Source organism: Paenarthrobacter sp. NPDC057981, from assembly GCF_042886835.1.
GTDB lineage: Bacteria > Actinomycetota > Actinomycetes > Actinomycetales > Micrococcaceae > Arthrobacter.
Map to the genome: position 1 here is coordinate 76,231 of NZ_JBHVQI010000012.1, position 21,352 is coordinate 97,582.

General features: G+C 63.5%; 20 protein-coding genes and 1 tRNA gene. 10 read left to right on the forward strand and 11 right to left on the reverse strand.

The window, feature by feature from the left end; all coding sequences use genetic code 11:
• Window positions 1–100 precede the first annotated feature (100 nt).
• Complete coding sequence (locus tag ACFVSI_RS12725) at window positions 101–742, forward strand: hemolysin III family protein (RefSeq protein WP_387823945.1); 642 nt, start codon at window positions 101–103, stop codon at window positions 740–742.
• A 36-nt stretch (window positions 743–778) separates the two neighbouring features.
• Here the strand turns inward: ACFVSI_RS12725 and ACFVSI_RS12730 are convergent, their stop codons facing one another.
• Window positions 779–1,084 (reverse strand): hypothetical protein, encoded by a 306-nt coding sequence (locus ACFVSI_RS12730; RefSeq protein WP_387823947.1) that lies wholly within the window; start codon window positions 1,082–1,084, stop codon window positions 779–781.
• A 106-nt stretch (window positions 1,085–1,190) separates the two neighbouring features.
• The gene (gene mca, locus ACFVSI_RS12735; protein WP_387823950.1) at window positions 1,191–2,096 is read right to left on the reverse strand and encodes a mycothiol conjugate amidase Mca; all 906 of its coding nucleotides are present in this window, start codon (window positions 2,094–2,096) and stop codon (window positions 1,191–1,193) included.
• 87 nt (window positions 2,097–2,183) lie between these two features.
• On the opposite strand from mca, the gene ACFVSI_RS12740 reads away from it, so the two are divergent.
• Window positions 2,184–2,642 (forward strand): DUF4307 domain-containing protein, encoded by a 459-nt coding sequence (locus ACFVSI_RS12740; RefSeq protein ID WP_387823953.1) that lies wholly within the window; start codon window positions 2,184–2,186, stop codon window positions 2,640–2,642.
• 152 nt (window positions 2,643–2,794) lie between these two features.
• Entirely contained in the window at window positions 2,795–3,289 is a 495-nt protein-coding gene (gene greA / locus ACFVSI_RS12745) for a transcription elongation factor GreA (RefSeq protein WP_144661899.1), read from the forward strand.
• Window positions 3,290–3,433: 144 nt separating this feature from the next.
• On the opposite strand, the gene ACFVSI_RS12750 is transcribed toward greA, so the two are convergent.
• The 4 genes from ACFVSI_RS12750 to ACFVSI_RS12765 are packed head-to-tail and all read right to left on the reverse strand — an operon-like array spanning window position 3,434 to window position 7,603.
• Window positions 3,434–4,057, reverse strand: a complete 624-nt coding sequence (locus ACFVSI_RS12750; RefSeq protein ID WP_387823956.1) for a rhomboid family intramembrane serine protease — start codon at window positions 4,055–4,057, stop codon at window positions 3,434–3,436.
• Between the two features lie 12 nt (window positions 4,058–4,069).
• A complete protein-coding gene (gene ilvA / locus ACFVSI_RS12755; RefSeq protein ID WP_262277810.1) occupies window positions 4,070–5,308 on the reverse strand; it encodes a threonine ammonia-lyase in 1,239 nt (412 codons plus the stop codon).
• Between the two features lie 3 nt (window positions 5,309–5,311).
• Window positions 5,312–6,592 (reverse strand): AI-2E family transporter, encoded by a 1,281-nt coding sequence (locus tag ACFVSI_RS12760; protein ID WP_387823959.1) that lies wholly within the window; start codon window positions 6,590–6,592, stop codon window positions 5,312–5,314.
• A 60-nt stretch (window positions 6,593–6,652) separates the two neighbouring features.
• Complete coding sequence (locus ACFVSI_RS12765; protein ID WP_387823961.1) at window positions 6,653–7,603, reverse strand: aldose 1-epimerase family protein; 951 nt, start codon at window positions 7,601–7,603, stop codon at window positions 6,653–6,655.
• 123 nt (window positions 7,604–7,726) lie between these two features.
• On the opposite strand from ACFVSI_RS12765, the gene galT reads away from it, so the two are divergent.
• From galT to ACFVSI_RS12780, 3 genes are read left to right on the forward strand one after another with little or no spacing between them, the layout of a single operon-like run.
• Window positions 7,727–8,878: a galactose-1-phosphate uridylyltransferase gene (gene galT / locus ACFVSI_RS12770; RefSeq protein ID WP_387823964.1), complete on the forward strand. Its 1,152-nt coding sequence runs from the start codon at window positions 7,727–7,729 to the stop codon at window positions 8,876–8,878.
• Window positions 8,875–10,035, forward strand: a complete 1,161-nt coding sequence (galK, locus tag ACFVSI_RS12775; protein ID WP_387823967.1) for a galactokinase — start codon at window positions 8,875–8,877, stop codon at window positions 10,033–10,035. The genes galT and galK overlap by 4 nt, the downstream gene beginning before the upstream one ends.
• Window positions 10,036–10,087: 52 nt before the next feature.
• Window positions 10,088–11,326, forward strand: a complete 1,239-nt coding sequence (locus ACFVSI_RS12780) for an acetyl-CoA C-acetyltransferase (RefSeq protein ID WP_387823970.1) — start codon at window positions 10,088–10,090, stop codon at window positions 11,324–11,326.
• Window positions 11,327–11,385: 59 nt separating this feature from the next.
• Here the strand turns inward: ACFVSI_RS12780 and ACFVSI_RS12785 are convergent, their stop codons facing one another.
• Window positions 11,386–12,294, reverse strand: a complete 909-nt coding sequence (locus tag ACFVSI_RS12785) for a Bax inhibitor-1/YccA family protein (protein ID WP_387823972.1) — start codon at window positions 12,292–12,294, stop codon at window positions 11,386–11,388.
• Between the two features lie 476 nt (window positions 12,295–12,770).
• On the opposite strand from ACFVSI_RS12785, the gene ACFVSI_RS12790 reads away from it, so the two are divergent.
• The 4 genes from ACFVSI_RS12790 to ACFVSI_RS12805 are packed head-to-tail and all read left to right on the forward strand — an operon-like array spanning window position 12,771 to window position 16,818.
• Window positions 12,771–14,048 (forward strand): branched-chain amino acid ABC transporter permease, encoded by a 1,278-nt coding sequence (locus ACFVSI_RS12790; RefSeq protein ID WP_387823975.1) that lies wholly within the window; start codon window positions 12,771–12,773, stop codon window positions 14,046–14,048.
• A 9-nt stretch (window positions 14,049–14,057) separates the two neighbouring features.
• Complete coding sequence (locus tag ACFVSI_RS12795) at window positions 14,058–15,026, forward strand: branched-chain amino acid ABC transporter permease (protein ID WP_144662332.1); 969 nt, start codon at window positions 14,058–14,060, stop codon at window positions 15,024–15,026.
• Complete coding sequence (locus tag ACFVSI_RS12800; RefSeq protein ID WP_387823978.1) at window positions 15,023–16,051, forward strand: ABC transporter ATP-binding protein; 1,029 nt, start codon at window positions 15,023–15,025, stop codon at window positions 16,049–16,051. The genes ACFVSI_RS12795 and ACFVSI_RS12800 overlap by 4 nt, the downstream gene beginning before the upstream one ends.
• On the forward strand, window positions 16,048–16,818 hold the full coding sequence (locus tag ACFVSI_RS12805; RefSeq protein WP_387823981.1) for an ABC transporter ATP-binding protein: 771 nt from the start codon (window positions 16,048–16,050) through the stop codon (window positions 16,816–16,818). The genes ACFVSI_RS12800 and ACFVSI_RS12805 overlap by 4 nt, the downstream gene beginning before the upstream one ends.
• Window positions 16,819–17,200: 382 nt before the next feature.
• On the opposite strand, the gene ACFVSI_RS12810 is transcribed toward ACFVSI_RS12805, so the two are convergent.
• The 4 genes from ACFVSI_RS12810 to ACFVSI_RS12825 all read right to left on the reverse strand — a co-directional run bounded on the left by ACFVSI_RS12810 (window position 17,201) and on the right by ACFVSI_RS12825 (window position 21,341).
• Window positions 17,201–18,562, reverse strand: a complete 1,362-nt coding sequence (locus ACFVSI_RS12810) for an ABC transporter substrate-binding protein (protein WP_387823983.1) — start codon at window positions 18,560–18,562, stop codon at window positions 17,201–17,203.
• Window positions 18,563–18,782: 220 nt separating this feature from the next.
• Window positions 18,783–18,856: transfer RNA gene (locus tag ACFVSI_RS12815), tRNA-Leu, on the reverse strand.
• Window positions 18,857–18,877: 21 nt separating this feature from the next.
• Window positions 18,878–19,798: an N-acetyltransferase gene (locus tag ACFVSI_RS12820; protein WP_387823985.1), complete on the reverse strand. Its 921-nt coding sequence runs from the start codon at window positions 19,796–19,798 to the stop codon at window positions 18,878–18,880.
• An 82-nt stretch (window positions 19,799–19,880) separates the two neighbouring features.
• Window positions 19,881–21,341 (reverse strand): NAD(P)/FAD-dependent oxidoreductase, encoded by a 1,461-nt coding sequence (locus ACFVSI_RS12825; protein ID WP_387823988.1) that lies wholly within the window; start codon window positions 21,339–21,341, stop codon window positions 19,881–19,883.
• Window positions 21,342–21,352: the final 11 nt, after the last annotated feature.

Here is a 21,352-nt window from a genome sequence, read left to right on the forward strand (position 1 = left end):
TACCTTCCCAAGGTGGTGAGCCGGTGCAGCAGGCAGTCAAAAACCGCTCGGCGCTTGTTACCGAGAAGTAACCTACCGAAACGTAGGTTACTCTTGAAACATGGCCGAGCTCCTCGAAACCAAGCCCCGCTGGCGTGGGTGGATCCACGCGGTTGCCGCCCCGTTCGCCCTTGCAGCAGGGATCGTCCTGGTGACAGTTGCCCCGACTCCGGACCGCAAAATCACCTCTGCAATCTACGCGCTGACCGGGTTCCTGCTGTTCGGCGTTTCCGCCGTGTACCACCGGGGAAACTGGTCCCCCAAGGTCCGCATGCTGCTCAAGCGGCTGGACCACACCAACATCATGCTGGTGATCGCCGGCAGCTACACACCGTTGGCATGGTCCCTGCTGGAGCGCCCTGAGGCCACCACCCTGCTCTGGCTCGTGTGGTCCGGAGCAATCATCGGCGTGTTGTTCCGGGTGTTGTGGACCCATGCCCCGCGCTGGCTCTACGTGCCGGTGTACATCGCCCTCGGGTGTGGCGCATTGTTCTACCTCCCGCAGTTCTTCGCCGCCAATGCCCCCGCCGCCATCCTCATTTGCGTCGGCGGGGCCCTCTACATTGCCGGCGCCGTGTTCTATGCCCTCAAAAGGCCGAATTTCAGCGTGCAGCATTTCGGCTTCCATGAGCTGTTCCACGCGTTTACTGTGCTGGCCTTCGCGGCACACTTCATCGCCATCATGATGGCGGTACTGAGCTAGTCCCGGGCGCTCGGCCCAGGACTGTCCCGCGCCGCCTCAGCGAGCCTGGCCGCCGTCGCCGTTACCGTCGGCGGGGCCGCCCCCTCCAGCCGGGTTACCGTCGTCGGAAGATCCACCGGCCTCAGCCGCCAGGCGGGCCTCCTCCACCTGTGCGCGGTAGCGCACGCGCCGGATCCTGCGGACCATGTCCACGATCAGGAAGGTCGTGAGGATAACGATGAAGGCCGTGAGGACAAAGCCCCAAGTGCCCGGCGTCACCTGATCCTCCGACAGGCCAGGCCGCAACGTGCCCGCGGGATCGGGCGACGGAGTGACGGTCAGGGCGAGAATCAAGTGGTGCACGGTCAAACCTTCTATGGGAGCTGGTGCGTGCCGGCCGGCGAAGCGTGACCGGGATGCTGGTGGGCCATCCGGCAATTTCTACGAACGATAGAAACTACCGATGTTCCTATCTTATCCCTGCGAACAAGTCCTTTTCCGGCAGTTCGGAGCTCACCCGGGACTTGATCAGGGTGTAGTCCTCCCACGGCCAGGCGGTCCGCTGCAGCTCCGGGGAAACGGCGAAGAAGAAGCCCACGGGGTCGATCTGGGTCCGGTGCGCCCGCAGGGCGTCGTCCCGGACCTCAAAGAAGTCGCCGCAGTCGATCTGGGTAGTGGTCTCATGACCGCCGGTGGGCGGCGTGTGCCCCTCGGCGTCGGCCTCCAACCACGCCGCCAGCCGCTCGGCGTACGGAGACTGCAGGCCGGCTTCTTCCAGGGCAAAGTGCAGGGCCCGGAACCGTGCAGGGCTGAAGGCACGGTCGTAATAGAGCTTGTCCGGCGTCCACGGTTCACCCATGCCGGCGTACCGTTCAGGATCTCCGGCAGCCTCGAAAGCTTCCACAGCCACCTTATGGGCCATGATGTGGTCCGGGTGCGGGTATCCGCCGTTTTCGTCATAGCTGAGGATGACGTGGGGCTTGAATTGCCGGACCAGGCGCACCAGCGGAGCCGTAGCCCGTTGGAGCGGCTGCAGCGCGAAGCATCCCGGCGGAAGCGGCGGAAGCGGATCACCCTCAGGCAGCCCGGAGTCCACGAAGCCGAGCCAACGCTGCTGGATGCCCAGGACAGCCGCCGCGTTGGCCATCTCCTTGCGGCGCGCACCCGCCATGTCCCGCTTGGGATGTGGGGCATCCTCCATGGCGGGGTTCTGGATGTCTCCACGGGATCCATCCGTGCATGTGGCGACCATGACTTCCACGCCTGCGGAAGCGTACATCGCCATGGTTGCTGCACCCTTGCTGGACTCATCGTCCGGGTGGGCGTGGACGGCGAGCAGCCGCAGCTGCTGGTCGGAACTGCTGGACGCACTCACGTGACGGCTCCTCTTTCATGGATCTGGTCTCAGGGTGTGGCTCGTGGGGCGGCAAGGAGCCACCGGGTTCGGCACTAAACTGGACGGGTGACTTCAGAGGACCCTTCGGCCACCCACGTACCGGCAAGCACCAGCCTAGCCAATCGCTACGGCGGTCAAAAGCGCGCCATGACACGCAAAACCAAGCGGAACATCGTCATCGCCGCATTGGTGGTTGCCATCGGACTGGCCGCTTACGTAGCAACCGGGTCCGCGCAGGCTCCCGTGACGTTCAAAGACATTGGCTACAGCACCGTGGATGACACCCAGGCCGAAGTGGACTACCAAGTCACCAAATCCCCCGGCGCCACCGCAAAGTGTGCCATCAAGGCCTTGGACTCCAAGTTCGCGGTAGTGGGTTGGGAAGTGGTGGAAATCGGCTCCAACGAGCCCGAGAACACCCCGGATGGCGGGCGGACCACCATCCAGCGGACCACCCTCCGGACCGAGTCCCCGGCTGTCTCGGGCGTGGTGGACAACTGCTGGATTGTGGACAGCGGGAAATAACAACTGTGTGACCCACGGCTCAACGGGTTTGGGTTCGTCCAGAGGATTTACTACAATGGATGAAACCTTCACCCCGTTAAGTTGGTTACTGAGTTATACGAGTGGCCAGCGAGGCGGGGTCTTTTGCATTGTCAGATCCAGAGGAGAAATCCGTGTCTACCACCAACAGCGCCACTGCGGCTTGGCTTACCCAGGAAGCTTTCGACCGCTTGAAGGCTGAGCTGGACCACCTTTCCGGCGCTGGCCGGGCGGAAATCGTCCAGAAGATCGAAGCTGCCCGCCAGGAAGGCGACCTCAAGGAAAACGGCGGATACCACGCAGCCAAGGAAGAGCAGGGCAAGATTGAAGCCCGCATCCGTCAGCTGACCGTCCTTCTTCGCGACGCCCACGTTGGCGAAGCACCGGCCGACGACGGAATCGTCGAACCCGGAATGCTCGTTGTTGCCCGTATTGCCGGCGACGAAGAGACCTTCCTGCTGGGTTCCCGTGAAATTGCCGGAGATTCCGATCTCGACGTCTTCAGCGAGAAGTCGCCCCTCGGTGCAGCCATCATCGGCCACAAGGAAGGCGACAGCCTCAGCTATGTCGCTCCGAACGGCAAGGAAATCGCGGTGGAGATCGTCTCCGCCAAGCCGTACTCCGGCTAACGCTTACACAAGCGCCATAAAACGACGACGCCGGCACCCTCCTTCGCGGAGGGGGCCGGCGTTTTGCGTTGCCGGCTACCCAACTGGGGGACAGCAAACGTCGCTATGAGGACTCAGTGGAGCATCTGCTGTCCCCTAGTTGGGTCAGCGGGCGGGGAGGACGGTTGCCGGCTTGGGGCGGAGCAGTACCGCAGCGATGATGCCGCCCACTGCTCCCCCGAGATGGGCCTGCCAGGAAATGTAGCCCATCACCGTGGGCAACACGCCGAACAGGATGCTGCCGTAAGCCATGAACAACACCACGGAGAGCAGGATCTGCCACCAGCTCCTGTTGAAGAAACCCCGGACCAGCAGGAACGCGAAGAAACCGAATACCAGGCCGGAGGCTCCAACGGTTACCCCTCCCCCGCCGATGAGCCACACCGTCAGTCCCGAGCCCAGCCAGCTGAAGGCCAGAGCTGTGATAAATACACGGATCCCGGACAGGAACACCAGGAAGCCGAAAATGATCAACGGCAGCGTGTTGGAAATCAGGTGGTTGAAGTTCGCGTGCAGCAACGGAAAAGTCAGGATGTCCAGGAAGCCGTCCATGGAACGGGGCCGCAGTCCGAAGGTGGCATTAAGTGCATGCCGCATCAGCGTGTTCAGGATTTCGATGACATAAAGCAGGACCACGAAACCGCCCATGAAGAGCAGCCCGCCCTTCGCCCGCCCCGCCAGCGATTCCTCGGCGTCGGCCTTTGATCCCTCAGGTGTTCCCAGCACCATGGGCCCCTCCCGTCAGTGCACCACGATGGGCTGGAAGCCTTCGGCCCGCAACGCGCCGAGGACCTGCTCACCGTGCTCGTGGCCCTTCGTTTCCAGGTTGATGGTGATGGAGACATCGCCCATGCTGATGGATCCACCCAAGCGGGTGTGGTCCAGGCCGGTGACGTTGGCATCATTTTCTGCGATGATGCGGGCGATGGTGGCCAGCGAACCGGGCCGGTCATCGAGCATCATGCGTACTGTCATGAACCGGCCTGCGGCCGACAAACCGCGCTGGATGACTTTGAGCATCAGCATGGGATCGATGTTGCCGCCGGAAAGCACGACGGCGGTGTTCCCCGGGTTTTCGATCTTGCCGTCCATCAGTGCGGCTACACCCACGGCACCGGCAGGTTCGACCACCATCTTGGCCCGCTCCAGCAGGAAGATCAGCGCACGGGCCAACGAGTCTTCGCTGACGGTAACGACGTCGTCCACAAGCTCGCGGATGATGCTGAACGGCAGTTGTCCCGGCCGTCCGACGGCGATGCCGTCAGCCATGGTGGAAACTTTCTTGAGCGGCACCAGCGCATCGGCCGCCAATGAAGGTGGGTATGCCGCGGCATTTTCTGCCTGGACGCCGATGACCCTGATCTCACGGCCCAGCTCCTTGGCGCGGGCCTTGATGGCAACGGCGACACCGGCCAGCAGCCCGCCGCCGCCGACGCCCATGAGGATGGTGTCCACGTTGGGGACCTGGTCCAGGATTTCCAGTCCGATGGTGCCCTGGCCAGCAACGACGTCAACGTTGTCGAAGGGGTGCACGAAGACGGCCCCGGTTTCGTTGGCGTAGCGCTGGGCTTCGGCAAGGGCCTCGTCTACATTGTGGCCGTGAAGAATGACCTCTGCCCCGTGGCTGCGTGTCGCCGCCAGCTTGGGCAGGGCAACACCCAGGGGCATGTAGATCCGGGCGTTGATGCCCAGGCTCTTGGCCGCCACAGCCACACCCTGGGCGTGGTTGCCTGCCGAGGCCGCCACGACGCCGCGCTTCTTCTCTTCGGCTGTCAGCCGGGCCATGCGGACATAGGCACCACGAACCTTGAAGGAGCCGGCACGCTGCAGGTTCTCACACTTGAAAAAGACGTTCCCGCCTACAAGGTGCCCCAGCGCCCGCGACGACTCCACAGGAGTCTTGGTAATAATGCCCCCGAGCAGCTCCTGCGCCTTGAGGACATCGTCCAGAGTGACGGGCAGGGTATCGAGGGTATTCACTGACTATTCTCCTTTATTGGTGTCGGCCACAGTTCTCTCAACAGAGGTACTGCCTGGGGCCTTGGTCTTGCCGGTGCCATCCTTTGCAGGACGGGATTCGGGCCGGGGAAGGTGTACATCCTTGAAGTTGGCGTCATGGTCCTCGCCAGCCGAGCCAGCCGTAGCTTGGAGTTCGACGCCGCCCAACCCTTCATCATGTTCCCACGTCCGGCCCGCAATGTAGCGAACTGCCGTGTTTACTACGGCGAGCAGTGGAACAGCGAACAGGGCTCCCGGGATGCCCGCCAGATAAGATCCGGCCGCCACGGTGAGGATCACTGCCACCGGGTGAAGGGCCACGGCCTTGCCCATGACCAAGGGCTGCAGGATGTGGCTTTCAAGCTGCTGAACCAGCAGGACGATGGCCAACATGATCAGGGCGTTGATCGGCCCGTTGGCGACGAGGGCCAGCAGGACAGCAATGGCGCCGGTGACCAGCGCGCCCACCACCGGGATGAAGGAGCCGATGAAGACCAGGACCGCCAGGGGCAGCGCCAAAGGAACCTGGATGATCGCGGCGCCAACGCCAATCCCGACTGCATCCACGAAGGCCACGAACATCTGAATCCGGACGTAACTGACCATGGAGGTCCAGCCCCTCCGGCCGGCACCGTCTGTTGCACGCCGCGCCGCCTTGGGCAGCAGGCGCACCAGGAAACCCCAAATCCGGCTTCCTTCCAACAGGAAAAAGATCAGGATGAACAATGCCAGGACCAGGCCCGCGGCAAAGTGGCCCGCGGTGCTGCCGAAGGAAAGGGCGCCACTGAGAATGCTGCTGCTGTTGTTCTGCAGGGCGTTGGCACCATCGGCGATGTACTTGTCGATCTGGTCCGCGGTCAGGTGCAGCGGGCCATCCGCCAGCCAGGCTTGAACTTGCTGGACTCCGGTGAGGGCTTCCTGCCAGAGCTCGCCGAACCCGGAGACGAGCTGCCGCCCCACCAGAGCCAGGGCGCCGGCGATCACGCCGATGAAGCCAAGGACCGTGATGGCAACCGCGGCCCCGTTGGGAACCTTGCGGTTGCGCAGCCAGGCCACCACCGGATAGAGCAATCCTGCCAGCAGGGCCGCGACCATCACCGGAATGATGAGGAAGCTGACCTTGCCCAGCAGCCACACCAAGGCACCGATCATGAGCAGGATCAGCCCTGCACGCCAGGACCAGGCGGCAGCAATGCGCACCCCGTACGGGATGTCCTCGGCGATTTGGCGATCAGAACGGGGCTTGGCGTCCGGCGTAGGCGTCATGAAACCATAATTCCGCAGCCCGCGCCGTATGGGAAACCGACCCGCAGGCGGGGGTAGTGGCTAGAGGGAGGCGGCAATGCCCCAGTTCATGGTGAACGTCCCGCCAGGGGCCAACCACCGGAGGCCATCCCCGCTGTTGAATGCGTTCGCCGGCCCTGTCATGGGTTCGATCGCCACGGCCTTGGATCGTCCCGGGAAGGTGTCGGTGATGAAAACATGCACGTAATGGCAGTTCTCGTCCTGCTCCAAACTGACACTGCGGCCGTCCGGGGCGGCTAGCGTATGGCGGGCCACGCCGCCGTCGAACGCTAATTCGGTCAGCGCGACGTCCACGAGCGCCGGACCTACCGCGGTCCCGGACGAAAAGTCGTAGGGGCCATCCGCGGGGGCAGTGCTGCGTGGGATCAACCGATCATCAGCTACCAGGCGAGTGCGCGCCTTGACTGTGAGGACCAGATCTTCGGGGGCGGTGTCGCCGAGCCGGAGGTAGGGGTGGGCACCAAGAACGAAGGGCGCCGGGCTCTGCGACTGGTTGACCAGGGTCTGCGAAACGCGGAGGTCCAGGGCGTCGTCGAGCTCGTAGCGCACCCGGTGCTGGACCAGGAACGGATAGCCATGCTGGGGAAAGACCGTGGCTTCAAGGGTTACGGAGAATTCGGATTCGTCCACCAGCACATAACCGGTATTGCGCAGCAGGCCGTGGCTGGCGTTGTTCCGGGAAACCTCGGTGATGTCCAGCTGCTGCTTCTTGCCGTCCAGGTACCAGACCCCGTCTTCCACCCGGTTGGCCCAGGGCGCCAGGGTGATGCCTGTGGCGCCGGGAGATATTTCGTCGTCGCCGTACGTCTCCGTCAGCTGGACACCACGGCGCGCGTAGAGCCGAAGCCCTGCGGCCAGTTCCGTGACCACCGCGACGGCGTCCCCACGGCGCAGTTCGAACTGCCGTCCTGTGGCGAAACGGCGCGGCGCGGACTGATGGGCACTGTCGGCTGGCAACGAAGAGGCAGGCATGGCATTACGGTACTGCATTCCGCAGGCGCCGCAGCAACGGGATCCGGCAACAAGTCCGCATCCTGCAATGTTTGCTTTTGTTAGAAACTATGCGTTTTTGGTTACTTGTGGAATGATGATTTCATGAGTCGCATCACCACCACCCGCCTTGCGGACAGCCGAGAGCTGATCTACTTTGACGACCCCGGAACGCCGGAGAGGACACCGGACTCGCTGGTGGATCACCGCCTGCTTCCCGCCCGCGGCGAACCCGGTGAAGTCAGGTACGATGCCCTGTCCGGAGACTGGGTGGCGATCGCCGCCCACCGGCAAACGCGAACGCACCTCCCCCCGGCGGATCAGTGCCCCATCTGCCCCACCACGGCCGCGAACCCGTCCGAAATTCCGGCGCCGGACTATGACGTCGTGGTGTTCGAGAACCGTTTCCCCTCCTTGGGACCGGCTGTCGGGGACATTCCCGCAGCACCGACGCCGGGACACAACGGCCACGGCCTCACCGGCCCGGCCTTCGGCCGCTGCGAGGTAGTCGCCTTCACGCCGCAGCACACAGGTTCTTTTGCGGAGCTGGGCGAAACCCGCGCCCGCACTGTCATCGAAGCCTGGGCCCAGCGGACCGAAGCGCTGAGCGCACTGCCAGGCATCAAGCAGGTGTTCCCCTTTGAAAACCGGGGTGCTGACATCGGCGTCACGCTGCACCATCCGCACGGCCAGATTTACGCCTACCCCTACGTGACGCCGCGCGCAGCCCAGCTCGGCGCTGTGGCCCGGAAGTATTACGACGACGTCGACGCGAAAGAAACGCTCGCGGCATCCCTGCTCAGTGCCGAACGCAACGACGGCAGCCGCATGGTGCTCGAGGCCAAGCACTTCAGCGCGTACGTCCCCTTCGCTGCCCGCTGGCCGCTGGAGATCCACTTGGTCCCGCACCGCAGCGTCCCTGACCTCGCTGCCCTGAGCGGCGAGGAACGCGACGAGCTCTCGCATGTCTACCTGGATCTGCTCAAGCGGCTCGACTCGCTGTACCCCACTCCCATGCCCTACATCTCGGCATGGCACCAGGCACCCCTTGACCCCGTACTCCGGCCTGCGGGCCAGCTGCACCTGCAGTTGACCTCGCCCCGGCGTGCAGCCGACAAGCTCAAGTACCTGGCCGGATCAGAAGCGGCCATGGGTGCCTTCATCAACGACACCACACCGGAAGCTGTGGCGGAGCGCCTGCGTAGCGTCGCTGCAGCATCGTCCACCGGCATATCCATGGAAGGCAGCCGAGCATGACCACCACCGCGGACGCCACCGCCCTCAGTGACCGCTTCCTGGAAACCTTTGGCGCCGCTCCCGACGGCGTGTGGCAGGCACCGGGACGCGTCAACCTGATCGGCGAGCACACGGACTACAACGAGGGCTTCGTGCTCCCCTTCGCCATCGACAGGACAGCGAAGGTGGCTTTGCGCGTCCGCGACGATTCAACCGTGCGCATGCTCTCCACTTTTGGCGGCCATGGCATGGTGGAGGCCGACCTGGAGGGACTGGAACCCGGCTCGGGTGATGGCTGGTCCCGCTACCCGCTGGGCGTCGCCTGGGCCTTGCAGGAACGTGGCATCGCCGTCCCCGGTTTCGATCTCCTGCTGGACTCCGATGTCCCCCTGGGTGCAGGACTGTCGTCCTCCCATGCCATCGAGTGCGCTGTCATCTCAGCCCTCAACGAACTCACCGGCGCGGGCTTGGCGGCCGAGGCGCTCGTGCTAGCCACCCAGCGCGCGGAAAACCTCTTTGTAGGGGCACCCACGGGAATCATGGACCAGTCTGCATCGTTGCGCGGCGCGAAAGGCCAAGCAGTTTTCCTCGATTGCCGGGACCAGCACGTTGAACTGGTCCCCTTCGATGCCGAGGCCTCGGATTTGGTCCTGCTGGTTATCGACACCAAAGTCTCGCACTCACACGCCGACGGCGGTTACGCCTCCAGGCGCGCGTCCTGCGAGTTGGGTGCCGAGATCCTTGGCGTCAAAGCCCTGCGCGACGTCGGCGTGGAACGTCTGGACGAAGCGTCCGGACTGCTGGATGAGACCACGCTGAAGCGGGTCCGGCACGTCGTGACGGAAAACGATCGCGTGCTCCAGACAGTGGAAGTCCTCGGGAAACAGGGGCCCGCGAGCATCGGCGCCCTGCTTGACGCCAGCCATGTTTCCATGCGGGACGACTTTGAGATCTCCTGCCCGGAGCTTGATCTCGCCGTGGACACTGCCAGGGCAAACGGCAGCATCGGCGCACGGATGACCGGCGGCGGTTTCGGCGGCTCGGCCATAGCGCTGACTCCGGTGGGCCGGGAGCAGCAGGTGAGGGACGCCGTCGTGCGCTCCTTCGCGGCGGCGGGCTACACCACACCGGACATTTTCACCGTAACCCCGGCAGCAGGCGCCCTGCGTCTTGTGTGACCTCACGGCCTACGCCCGGACCGGCACCGAATGCCGGGCGTAAGCTGGGGCCATGACTGAGGCCGTCATTGTTTCCACTGCCAGAAGCCCCATAGGCCGAGCCTTCAAAGGTTCCCTCAAGGATGAACGCCCCGACGACCTCGCCACCGCCATGGTGGAGGCCGCCCTGGCCAAGATCCCGGGCTTCGACCCCGGAGCCGGGGACGGGCGGGGGCTGGACGACATCCTCCTGGGCTGCGCCGAACCCAGCGGCGAGGCAGGATCCAACATGGCGCGGGTGGTCGCGGTCCTGGCGGGGCTGGACAGGGTGCCTGGGGCGACCATCAACCGCTTCTGCGCCTCGAGCCTGCAGACCCTGAGGATGGCCTTCCACGCCATCAAGTCCGGGGAAGCCCAGGCGATCGTCTCCGCCGGAGTGGAGAGCGTCTCCCGCTACCAAAACTGGGCGGGCGCCGGCGAAACCGATACCGCCAACCACAACCCAGCCTTCGCGGCCGCCGCCCAGCGCACTGCCTCCCGGGCCGCCTCCAACATTCCATGGACGGATCCCCGGCTTGGCGGCCGCCTCCCGGATATCTACATTTCCATGGGACAGACGGCCGAAAACGTTGCCACCAGCTACGGCATCAGCCGCGCCGAGCAGGATCAGTGGGGCGTGTTGAGCCAGAACCGGGCGGAGGCAGCCATCGCCTCCGGTTTCTACACCCGGGACATCACGCCCTACACCCGCAAGGACGGAGTGGTGATCGACCACGACGACTCTCCCCGCGCAGGGGTGACCTTGGAAGCGGTGTCCGCACTGCAGCCCGTCTTCCGCCCAGGGGGTACCGTCACCGCCGGCAATGCCTGTCCGCTCAACGATGGCGCGGCGGCCGTGGTGGTCATGAGCGACACCCGGGCCCGCGAGCTCGGGTTGGAACCCCTGGCGCGGGTGGTATCCACCGGCGTCAGCGCACTCTCGCCCGAACTGATGGGCATGGGCCCGGTGGAATCCACGCGCCGCGCCCTCGCCCAGGCCGGACTGACCATCGATGACATCGACCTCGTGGAGCTCAACGAGGCCTTTGCCGTTCAGGTGGTGGCCAGCGCCCGGGAACTGGGGATCGATCCCGACAAGCTCAATGTCCACGGCGGAGCCATTGCGCTTGGTCATCCCTTTGGCATGACCGGCGCACGGATGACCAGCACGCTGCTCAACGGGCTGGTGGAGCGCGACGGGACACTGGGGCTCGCCACCCTGTGCGTCGGCGGCGGCCAGGGGATGGCGGTCGTTTTCGAGCGACTGAGCTAGTTCGACAAAAAATGCCCCCGAATCGCTTCGGGGGCATTCTTCATATGGAGGATTGGTGACTAGTCGTCGCCTCGCAGGATGGCCAGCAAGCGGATGATTTCCACATACAGCCAAACCAGCGTCACCGTCAGGCCAAACGCGGCAACCCAGGAGTAACGTTCCGGGGCGCCGGCACGGACGCCTTCTTCGATGCTGGTGAAGTCCATGATGAGTGAGAAAGCTGCCAGGCCGATGGCCAGGATGCCGATGAAAACGCCCAGCGGGATACCGAAGATTTCAACGCTGGTGCGGAGGCCGAAGGGTTCCTGCACGGCACCGGTCCACATCATGACCAGGTTGATCAGCGCGAAGACTGCGTAGCCGATGGTTGCGATCATGAAGAACCGCACCATCTTTGGCGTCGCGCGCACCTTGCCGCTCTTGAACAGCACCAGCGTAACGCCGAAGACCGCCAACGTACCGATGACAGCCTGCAGGCCGACGCCGGGGTACATGCCGTCCAAAATGCGGGTCAGGCCACCGAGGAAGAGGCCTTCAAGTCCGGCATAGGCCAGGATCAGTGCCGGCGACGGCTGCTTCTTGAAAGTGTTGACCAGTGCAAGAACGAAGCCGCCCAGCGCGCCGACAATCATCAACAGGCTGGACAAGCCAGGCGCAACAAGAAGCGTCACACCGGCGCCGACCACGACGGCCACCAGGCAGGCAACGGTCTTCATGATGACGTCGTCGTAGGTCATCCGGCCGGTGTCAGCGGGGCCTGCCGCCGGCTGGTTGTACATCTGCTGCAGTTGCTCGTTGGTCATGCTCTGCTGCTGGGCAGACCATGCGGCCTGGCCATCCATGACCTGACCGGGGGCGCGGCCAGCGGAGTTAAATTGCTGGCCGTACGGATTGTGCGGTACAGGCGGGGCCTGCTTTGCTCCACGGAAATTCTTTCCGTTGAAGACTGGGTTGCCGCCAAGTGCCATTACGGGTGTCCTCCTGAGAAAGGGCTAAGTGATAGTTCACGGTACCAATTACCACGCTTGCGCGGCAGGGAAAGTTCCCTCGTTCACCGAGACGAAACTCAACCGTGACCCGGGGCGGAGTTCGCAGGGCGCCAGACGTCCCCGCGTGAAACTTTAGGCACACCGGTGTACAACAAATGTTTCATTAAGGGTTCCTACATTAATAGTTGCCTATAGCTTCACAGTTGTTATCTGATCGCGATCTTTGCACCCTCGAACTGGGCATTCATTCGTCTCCGCGAGCGGTAACATAGGCCACACATGGGTGACTTAGATCACAATTGAGGCAGCAAGGCAAGTACCGTTCATAAGCCCCATGACCCGTTCGCACCGGTTGCAATGGCGCAGCCGGGACCACCCCCACTGTGGAGGTTTCCATTTTGAGAAGCACACTGCGCGACCCGTCCATCAGACGGTCCAAGGGACTGCAGAGAGCAATGGGGGCGCTGTTTGCATCCCTCCTTGCTGTTCTGCTGATCGCCGCCCCCGCGGCGGAGGCAACCACCCCCTCGCCTTCGCCATCCGTCACCAATTTCCAGAACAGCATCAGCGGCTTCCTCCGCGACGATGCCCGCGCCCCGATACCGGGCGTCAAGATCAAAGCTTCCGGCAACGGATTCGAAGGTGAAGCCACCTCCGGCTCCAACGGCGCGTGGAGCATCGGTGTCCCCGTCCAGGGCACCTACAAGGTGGAGCTTGATACCTCAACGCTGCCTGATGGCATCAAGCTCGCCGACGGCCAGGAGAATCCGCGCAACGTGACGTTCAGCCAGACGTCCAACCTGTCTGTCATCTTCGCCTTCGGCAAAGGCATCGTGGTCCAGCAACAGGACTTCGGGCAGAATCTCCTGAACCGACTCGTTGCGGGTTTGAGCTTCGGCCTCCTCCTCGCCCTGGCTGCCGTGGGCCTCTCCCTGATCTTCGGAACCACGGGTCTGACCAACTTCGCCCACGGTGAGATGGTCACCCTCGGTGCCGTACTTGTTTTCATGTTCAACGGTTTCGGATTCCCCTTCTGGCTCGCCATCCTGCTGGCCCTGGTCGGTGGTGGACTCTTCGGGTATGTCCAGGACGCAGGACTGTGGCGGCCGCTGCGGCGCCGCGGTTCCGGCCTGGTTCCCATGATGATCGTCAGCATCGGCCTGGCCCTTGCCATCCGTTACGTCATCCAGTTCTTCTTCGGCGGCGCAACACAACAGCTGCCGGGTGCCCAGAGTGCGGAGATCCAGATCGGCCCTGTCTCCATCTCGCCCAACAACCTGTGGTCACTGGTCATCAGCGCCGTGGTAATCGCCTTGATCGGCTTCATCCTGCTGAAGACCCGACTGGGCAAGGCAACCCGCGCGGTGGCCGACAACCCCGCCCTGGCTGCAGCATCCGGCATCGATGTCGACTCGGTCATCCGGATCGTGTGGATCGTGGGCGGCGTCCTGGCTTCGCTCGGCGGCATCCTGTGGGCCTACTACCGGCCCGGCGTAACCTTCGACATGGGCTCCCAAATCCTCCTGCTGATCTTCGCGGGCGTGACGCTTGGTGGCCTGGGCACGGTGTTCGGTGCCCTGATCGGTTCGATAGTCGTAGGCATCTTCGTGGAACTGACGACTGTCTTCGGCCTTCCTGCCGACCTCAAGTACGTCGGCGCCCTCTTCATTATGATCGTTGTCCTTTTGTTCCGACCGCAGGGTATCCTCGGCCGGCGTGAGCGTGTGGGTTAGGAGCGGGCCATGGACTTCGGATTCATTCTTTCCAGCGCCCTTGGCGAACTTTTCAGTCCGACGACGGCGGCCTACGCGCTTGCCGCTTTGGGCCTTGCTGTTCACTTCGGCTACTCGGGCCTTCTGAACTTCGGCCAGGCAGGCTTCATGGCGGTGGGCGCCTATGGCTTTGCCATCTCGACGCTGACCTTCAAGGCACCGTTCTTCATCGGCCTGCTGATCGCGGTCCTGTGCTCAGTGATCTTCGCTTTCATCCTTGGCATTCCCACGCTGCGGCTGCGGGCCGACTACCTCGCCATCGTGACCATCGCCGCGGCGGAGATCGTCCGGTACGTTGTCACCACCAACCAGCTGACCAGCGTCACCGGTTCGGCTAACGGCCTGGCTGCGTTCGAGGGCGACTTCTACGCCATGAACCCCTTCCCCGAGGGCTCGTACATGGGCATGAACAACAGGGACTTCTTTATCCGCGTTGTCGGCTGGGCCCTGGTGGTCGTGTGCTGCCTGCTGGTCTGGCTTCTCATGCGCAGCCCGTGGGGACGTGTGCTGAAGGGCATCCGGGAAGACGAAAACGCCGTGCGCTCGCTCGGCAAGAATGTTTACTCCTACAAGATGCAGGCCCTTGTTATCGGCGGTGTCCTCGGTGCCTTGGCCGGCATGATCTTCACCCTCCCCCGCGGCGCCGTCCAGCCGTCCAATTACGGCACTGAACTGACGTTCTTCCTCTGGACCTGCCTCCTGCTCGGCGGCATGGCCACGGTACTGGGGCCGGTCATCGGGGCAATGATCTTCTGGGTTGTGCTCTCACTGACCCAGAGCCTGCTCTATGGCCTCATCGAATCGGGAGTCATCACCTGGCTGACCACAGTCCAGGCCGGCCAGCTGCGCTACATCCTGGTGGGCGTGGCTCTGATGCTCCTGATGATCTTCCGCCCGCAAGGCGTGTTCGGCAATAAGAAGGAGCTTGCTTTCGCATGAGTGAGACCAACGAACAAAATATCGACTACATGACTGACTCCCGCCCCATCGCCGTCGGGGAAAACACCCCAGGCTGCAAGAAGCGCGATCCGATCGTGGTGGCCGAGGACGTTACGCGTTCTTTTGGGGGCATCAATGCCGTGGACGTGGAATACCTGGAAATCCCCCGCCACAAGATCACGGCGCTGATCGGGCCCAACGGTGCAGGCAAGACCACTCTGTTCAACCTGCTGACAGGCTTCGATACGCCCAACACCGGCAAGTGGCAGTTCGAAGGCAACAGCCTGGCCGGCGTGTCCTCCTACAAGGTGGCTCGCATGGGCATGGTCCGGACCTTTCAGTTGACCAAGGTGATGGGCAAGCTCACCGTCATGGAAAACATGCGGCTCGGCGCTGCCAACCAGCCCGGCGAACGGCTCTCCAAGGCCCTATTCAAAGGCATGTGGGGTGGTCGTGAAAAGGAGATTACCGACCAAGCCAACATCCTGCTGGAAAAGTTCAAGCTGGATGCCAAGAAAGACGACTACGCGGCCTCGCTCTCGGGTGGCCAGCGGAAGCTCCTGGAAATGGCACGTTCATTAATGGTGAAGCCCAAGCTCGTCATGCTCGATGAGCCGATGGCAGGCGTCAACCCCGCCCTGACACAATCACTGCTGGACCACATCAAGAACCTCAAAGCCGAGGGCATGACCGTGCTCTTCGTTGAGCACGACATGAACATGGTCCGCCACATCGCTGACTGGGTGGTGGTCATGGCAGAAGGCAAGGTAGTTGCCGAAGGACCTCCGGGCGAAGTCATGAAGAACCCTGCCGTCATCGACGCCTACCTTGGCGCCCACCACGACGTCGATCTCGGCGACGCCGAGGGCATCAAGGAACTCGAGGCAGAACTTGAAGCGGATGATGAGTCGGTCGTCGGGACCGAAGATGCCGGCATTCTGTCGGACATCCCTGAATCCACGACGGCGACCCCCACTTCAGCTGAGCCCACTACAACCGACCCCAGGAAAGAGGAGGGCAAATGAGCAGCACCAGTGCAATGCCGGTTCCGGCCCCCGCCCCCACAGACGAGGCCGTAGTCAAGGTCACCAACCTCGTCGCAGGGTACATCCCGGGCGTCAACATCCTGAACGGCTGCAGCATCGAAGCCCGCAAGGGCGAGCTCATCGGCATCATTGGCCCCAACGGCGCCGGCAAGTCGACGCTGCTGAAAGCCATGTTCGGCCTGGTCAAGGTCCACTCCGGCACGGTTGTGGTGCGCGGGCAGGACCTTACAGGGCTGAAGGCGAACAAGCTGGTCACCCAGGGTGTGGGCTTCGTCCCGCAAACCAACAACGTGTTCGCCACGTTGACCATCGAAGAGAACCTGCAGATGGGGATGTTCCAGCGGCCCAAGGTGTTCGCCGAACGCTTTGACTTCGTCGCCAGCCTGTTCCCTGAACTGGCGAAGCGGCGCGCACAGCGTGCCGGTTCCCTCTCCGGTGGCGAACGCCAGATGGTAGCTATGGGCAGGGCACTCATGATGGATCCCGCGGTGCTGCTCCTGGATGAGCCCTCCGCGGGCCTCTCCCCCGTCAAGCAGGACGAGACGTTCCTCCGGGTCCACGAAATCAACCGCGCCGGCGTCTCGGTGATCATGGTGGAACAAAACGCACGCCGTTGTCTCCAGATCTGCGACCGCGGCTATGTCCTGGACCAGGGCAAGGACGCGTACACGGGCACTGGCCGCGAACTGATGAAGGACCCCAAGGTCATCCAGCTCTACCTCGGCACGTTGGCCGACGAGGTCTAGCAACCGCACCAGCCAAAGGGCGGGTCCGGGATCAGGTTCATGATCCCGGACCCGCCCTTTCGCTTGTCAGGGCCCACCGGGCCGCCAGGACCCACTTCGAGCGCCCACACCCCGTGACACGCCGCGAAACCCGCGCGCCGGATAAAGAGGGTGCCCAATGTGGGTCGTAGCCGCACCTGCCGCCCCATGACAAACCGACGGCGGCGGCACCCGCCCAAGCACCGCCGTCGAACCTCCCACCCACTCCACAAACAACGCGGGGTCACTTATGGCCCGTGTTTGGCCTCTGAAGGGGCCATAAGTGACTCCGCGTTGCCTTAAACGGAACAGGTCCCCTTCCTGCGGAAGGGGAACTGTTCGGGCTTAGTGGAGAGCGGGCGGGTTAGAGCTTGCCGAACTCTTCACGGACCGGCTTGTAGGTGTTGTCGTCCTGGTACTCGTAGATACCGATGTACGCTTCGGTGGGGTCGCCGGCGTCTGAGAACGTGACCGGACCGGACTGGCCATCGTAGTCGATGTCCTTGCCTTGGCGGAGGAGCGTCACGCAAGCGGCGTAGCTGGTGCACTTCTCGCCACCCTCAGAGACTTCCTTCAGCTTGGCCGCGATGTCGGTGCCCTTGGTGCTCTTGGCGGCCTCAGCAGCCAGTGAGATCAGGTTCACGGCGTCGTAGGACTCACCTGCGTAGCTGTAGTCCTTCAGGGCCGGGTCGATGGCCAGGAGCTTCTTCTTGAAGTCGTCCTTGGCGAAGGTACCAGGGATGGTTCCCTGCGCGCCCTTCAACGTGCCGGCCTGGAAGTCCTTGCTGTAGTCGGAGGTGTTGCCGTCAACCATGAACAGCTGCGTCGGCTTGATGCCCTTGCCCGTGATCAGCGGGACGATGCTCTTGGCCTGGTCAAAGGTGATCAGCGCGATGGCGTCCGGCTTGGCGGCCAGGACCTTGTCCACCTGGCTGCTGAACTGGGAGTCACCCTCGTTGAACAATTCCTCGGCTACGACCTTGCCGCCGGCTGCTTCGAAGGCTTCCTTCACGTTCTTCTGGAGGCCGGTTCCGTAAGCGTCGTTCAATACGATCATGCCAACGGTCTGGGCGCCACAGGTAGCCATGTAGTTGCCGAGCACCTTGCCCTGCAGGACATCGGACGGTGCAGTACGCCAGTACAGTCCCTTGTCGTCCCAGGTGGTGAAGTCAGGCGACGTGTTCGCAGGCGAGAACTGGATGACGCCGGCACCGGTGATCTGGTTGATGACCGTCTTGGAAACACCCGAGGACGCCGCGCCGATGATGGCGCTGACGCCTTGTCCGAGGAGAGCCGTGGTGGACTGCGTGGCGATGTCGGTCTTCGTGTCACCGGAATCGCGGTGGACCACGGATACGGGAGCGCCCAGGACGCCGCCGGCGTCGTTGACTTCCTTGATGCCGAGGTTCACGCCGGCGATTTCCGGTGGGCCAAGGAACGCCAGCGACCCCGTTGTCGGCAGGAGCGATCCAATCTTCAGCGGCGTGGACGTCGTGGTGGTCGAAGGAGGTACAGGTCCAGAGTTGGTGGCGGCCTGGCTGTTGCCGGCACCTGCCCCCGCGCTGGGAGCCGGGCAGGAAATCCCCGCCGACGCTGCGGAACTGGAGCCGGAGCCGGTCTGGCTCGGCGTAGAGGACCCACCACAAGCCGTGGCGAGAAGAGCCACCCCAATGCCAAGCGCTGTCAGCTTGGCGGCCCGGGGCGCCGCTTGGGAAAGATCAAACATTCGTTGTCTCCTCGATCGAAAGGTGCGAACTGCCTTTGATGCGATTACTCAGGTGTTCCTGATTAGGACTCAAACTAGTGCAATTGATCCGGGAACATAAGTGATTCAGGTCACATCCCTATAACACTCGTTGCCTGTAGGGAATCTACGAGTCTGCTGGGAAGATTCTCCGAGAAGGAAACGAAAAAGGGAAGGGGAGCAGACGCTCCCCTTCCCGCAGTGCCCCAGGTGGGACTCGAACCCACAACACGCAGATTTTAAGTCTGCTGCCTCTGCCAATTGGGCTACTGGGGCGCCCGGACCATGGTATCCCAGCTACAGCCTTTCAAAGGGCGTCGCAAAGCGGAAGGTGCCGCGGACGCCGTCGTGCCAGCCGGGAAGTGCCAGCACCTGGAAGTGGTCGCCCCAGCGGGCTTCCGGCGGCTGAACGCCCAACGAGACGGCGGGAACGTACCCGAACCGAGGGTAATAGACGGGGCTGCCCAACAACGCGATGCCCGGCTCACCGGCGGCCGCGGCGCGCGTGGCAGTTTCCTGCAACAGGGCCGAGCCGATCCCCCGCCGCTGCAGTGTGGGAGCTACTCCGATCGGACCCAGGCCAAGGAAGGGCTCATCCCCCACCCAACCGCGGGTACTGATGACGTGGCCCACGATGTCCCCGCCAATTTCCGCCACGATGCTCAATTCCGGAATGTACTCGTCACTGTCAAAAAGCCCGCGAAGCAAAGCTACTTCGATGGGCGTTCCCTGGACGGGTTCGCCAGTCACCGGTGAAACGGAGAACGCCTGGGCTGTCAGGGCCAGAATTGCCGGCCGGTCCCCCGGCTGTTCGGTCCGCAGCACGATTCCGCGGCTTAATAACTGCAGGACACCCATGGCACGGTCCGCGTCACCAGTGGGCACCAGCAAATGGTCGTGATGGAAGCCGGCCAGGACATTGCAGCTGATCCCCGCATGCGTCAGCGCGGCGCTGACTGCAGCGGTCAGGCCCACCGCTTCCAGTGCCGAATGGATCTGCAGGGTGATCCATGCCGCCACGAAGTCGTAGGAGAGCCCAAGCCTGTCCGCTTCATCACGCCTCAAGACGACGGTCAGGCCTTCAGCCTCGCGGACTGCGGCCTCCACGTCGCCTTCCAGCGGCCTGCCGTGCGGCCACAGCGCGTAGACGTAGTCGCCGTCGCGCACGATTGGGTGCAAGGACTCCAGGAGTCTTTCCAGGTCGGTTTCGCCAGCCATGGGAACAGTCTAGGGGCGGCTTGGGCGTTAAACGCCGACGGCGGCCACTCCCCTCAGGGGAGCAGCCGCCGTCGAGCGTGAACTACTTGGCGTCAGCCGTTACTGGAGTCTTCTCCTCGGCAGACTTCCCAGGCGCCGGAGCCGGAGCCGGGGCCGGAGCGGCAGCCGGCTTGGGAGCCGGGGTTGCTGCTGCAACAAAAGCACCACGGGGGTTGTCCAGGTCGATCAGCTGCGTGGTGTCGCGGCCGGCGAAGAAGGACAGGATCCAGCCGAACACTACGCGGAACTTGCGCTCAACAGTAGGCATCGCCATGCCGTGGTAGCCACGGTGTGCCAGCCAGGCGAGGCCGCCCTTGAGGCCGATGCGGCCCAGCAGGTTGATGTTGGCAACGCCCTTCCACTCGCCGAAGCCGGCAACAGCACCAAGGTTCTTGTGCTTGTAGTCGTGCAGCGGCTTGTTCCAGCGGGAAGCCCAGAGGTTCTTGGCGAGCTTCTTGGCCTGGCGAAGTGCGTGCTGGGCGTTCGGGACGCAGGTGCCATCCGGCAGGCCCTTGCCCGTGAGGTCCGGAACAGCGGCGATGTCGCCGGCTGCCCAGGCGTTCTCGATGATGCCCTCGTCGCCTGCGATGCGCAGGTCCGGGAGGACGCGGACGCGGCCGCGCGGTTCCAGCGGGAAGTCTGTGGAGCGGATCATCGGGTTGGCCTGCACACCGGCAGCCCACACCAGGGTATCGGCTTCGACTTCACCGGCGGAAGTCTTGTCCGGCAGGTTGATCAGCTTGAGGTTGTCCTCGGCGCTGTCCAGGGACGTGTTGAGGAGAACCTCGATGCCGCGGCTGCGGAGGTGCTCCACAACCCATTCGGCCTGGGAAGCGGTGACCTCGGGCATGATGCGGCCCATGGCTTCGACCAGGATGAAGCGGACTTCTTCCTGGCGGATGCGCGGGTTGTTGCGGACCGCTGCACGGGCGAGGTCTTCCATTTCGGTGAGGCATTCGATGCCGGCAAAGCCGCCACCAACAACCACGAAGGTCAGTGCCTTGGCGCGTTCTGCGGGGTCGGTCATGGTCGAAGCGGCTTCGATGCGCTCCAGGACCTTGTTGCGCAGTGCAACGGCTTCCTCGATGGTCTTCAGGCCGATGCCCTTGTCCGCGAGGCCCTTGATGGGGAACGTACGGGTGATGGCACCGGCTGCGATGACAACGTCGAAGTACGGGATCTCGAAAGGCTCGCCGCCATCGGACGGAGCCACCACTGCAGTGCGGTTGGCGTGGTCGATGCCGGTGACGCGGCCCTGGATGAGCTCAGTCTGCTTCAGGTGCTGGCGGTGGGAGACGACGGCGTGGCGTGCCTCGATGTTGCCACCAGCCACCTCGGGGAGGAACGGCTGGTAAGTCATGTAGGGCAGCGGATCTACGACGGTGACGATGCCACCTGCATTCGCGATCTTCTTCTGCAGTTTGAGTGCTACGTACAGGCCGACGTAGCCGCCGCCGACGACGAGAACCCGGGGACGGTCAATGAGCTCTGGGGTGGTTGCCATGCATCCAGAGT

Excerpts from the sequence above, each read along its gene's own strand:
- ACFVSI_RS12790 (WP_387823975.1), top strand. The coding sequence starts at position 12,771 with ATGGGGGCGCTGTTTGCATCCCTCCTTGCTGTTCTGCTGATCGCCGCC.
- ACFVSI_RS12800 (WP_387823978.1), top strand. The coding sequence starts at position 15,023 with ATGAGTGAGACCAACGAACAAAATATCGACTACATGACTGACTCCCGC.
- ACFVSI_RS12750 (WP_387823956.1), bottom strand. The coding sequence starts at position 4,057 with ATGGTGCTGGGAACACCTGAGGGATCAAAGGCCGACGCCGAGGAATCG.
- ACFVSI_RS12805 (WP_387823981.1), top strand. The coding sequence starts at position 16,048 with ATGAGCAGCACCAGTGCAATGCCGGTTCCGGCCCCCGCCCCCACAGAC.
- ACFVSI_RS12765 (WP_387823961.1), bottom strand. The coding sequence starts at position 7,603 with ATGCCTGCCTCTTCGTTGCCAGCCGACAGTGCCCATCAGTCCGCGCCG.
- ACFVSI_RS12760 (WP_387823959.1), bottom strand. The coding sequence starts at position 6,592 with ATGACGCCTACGCCGGACGCCAAGCCCCGTTCTGATCGCCAAATCGCC.
- ACFVSI_RS12795 (WP_144662332.1), top strand. The coding sequence starts at position 14,058 with ATGGACTTCGGATTCATTCTTTCCAGCGCCCTTGGCGAACTTTTCAGT.
- galT (WP_387823964.1), top strand. The coding sequence starts at position 7,727 with ATGAGTCGCATCACCACCACCCGCCTTGCGGACAGCCGAGAGCTGATC.
- ACFVSI_RS12725 (WP_387823945.1), top strand. The coding sequence starts at position 101 with ATGGCCGAGCTCCTCGAAACCAAGCCCCGCTGGCGTGGGTGGATCCAC.
- ACFVSI_RS12780 (WP_387823970.1), top strand. The coding sequence starts at position 10,088 with ATGACTGAGGCCGTCATTGTTTCCACTGCCAGAAGCCCCATAGGCCGA.
- ACFVSI_RS12825 (WP_387823988.1), bottom strand. The coding sequence starts at position 21,341 with ATGGCAACCACCCCAGAGCTCATTGACCGTCCCCGGGTTCTCGTCGTC.
- ACFVSI_RS12820 (WP_387823985.1), bottom strand. The coding sequence starts at position 19,798 with ATGGCTGGCGAAACCGACCTGGAAAGACTCCTGGAGTCCTTGCACCCA.
- galK (WP_387823967.1), top strand. The coding sequence starts at position 8,875 with ATGACCACCACCGCGGACGCCACCGCCCTCAGTGACCGCTTCCTGGAA.
- ACFVSI_RS12810 (WP_387823983.1), bottom strand. The coding sequence starts at position 18,562 with ATGTTTGATCTTTCCCAAGCGGCGCCCCGGGCCGCCAAGCTGACAGCG.
- ACFVSI_RS12785 (WP_387823972.1), bottom strand. The coding sequence starts at position 12,294 with ATGGCACTTGGCGGCAACCCAGTCTTCAACGGAAAGAATTTCCGTGGA.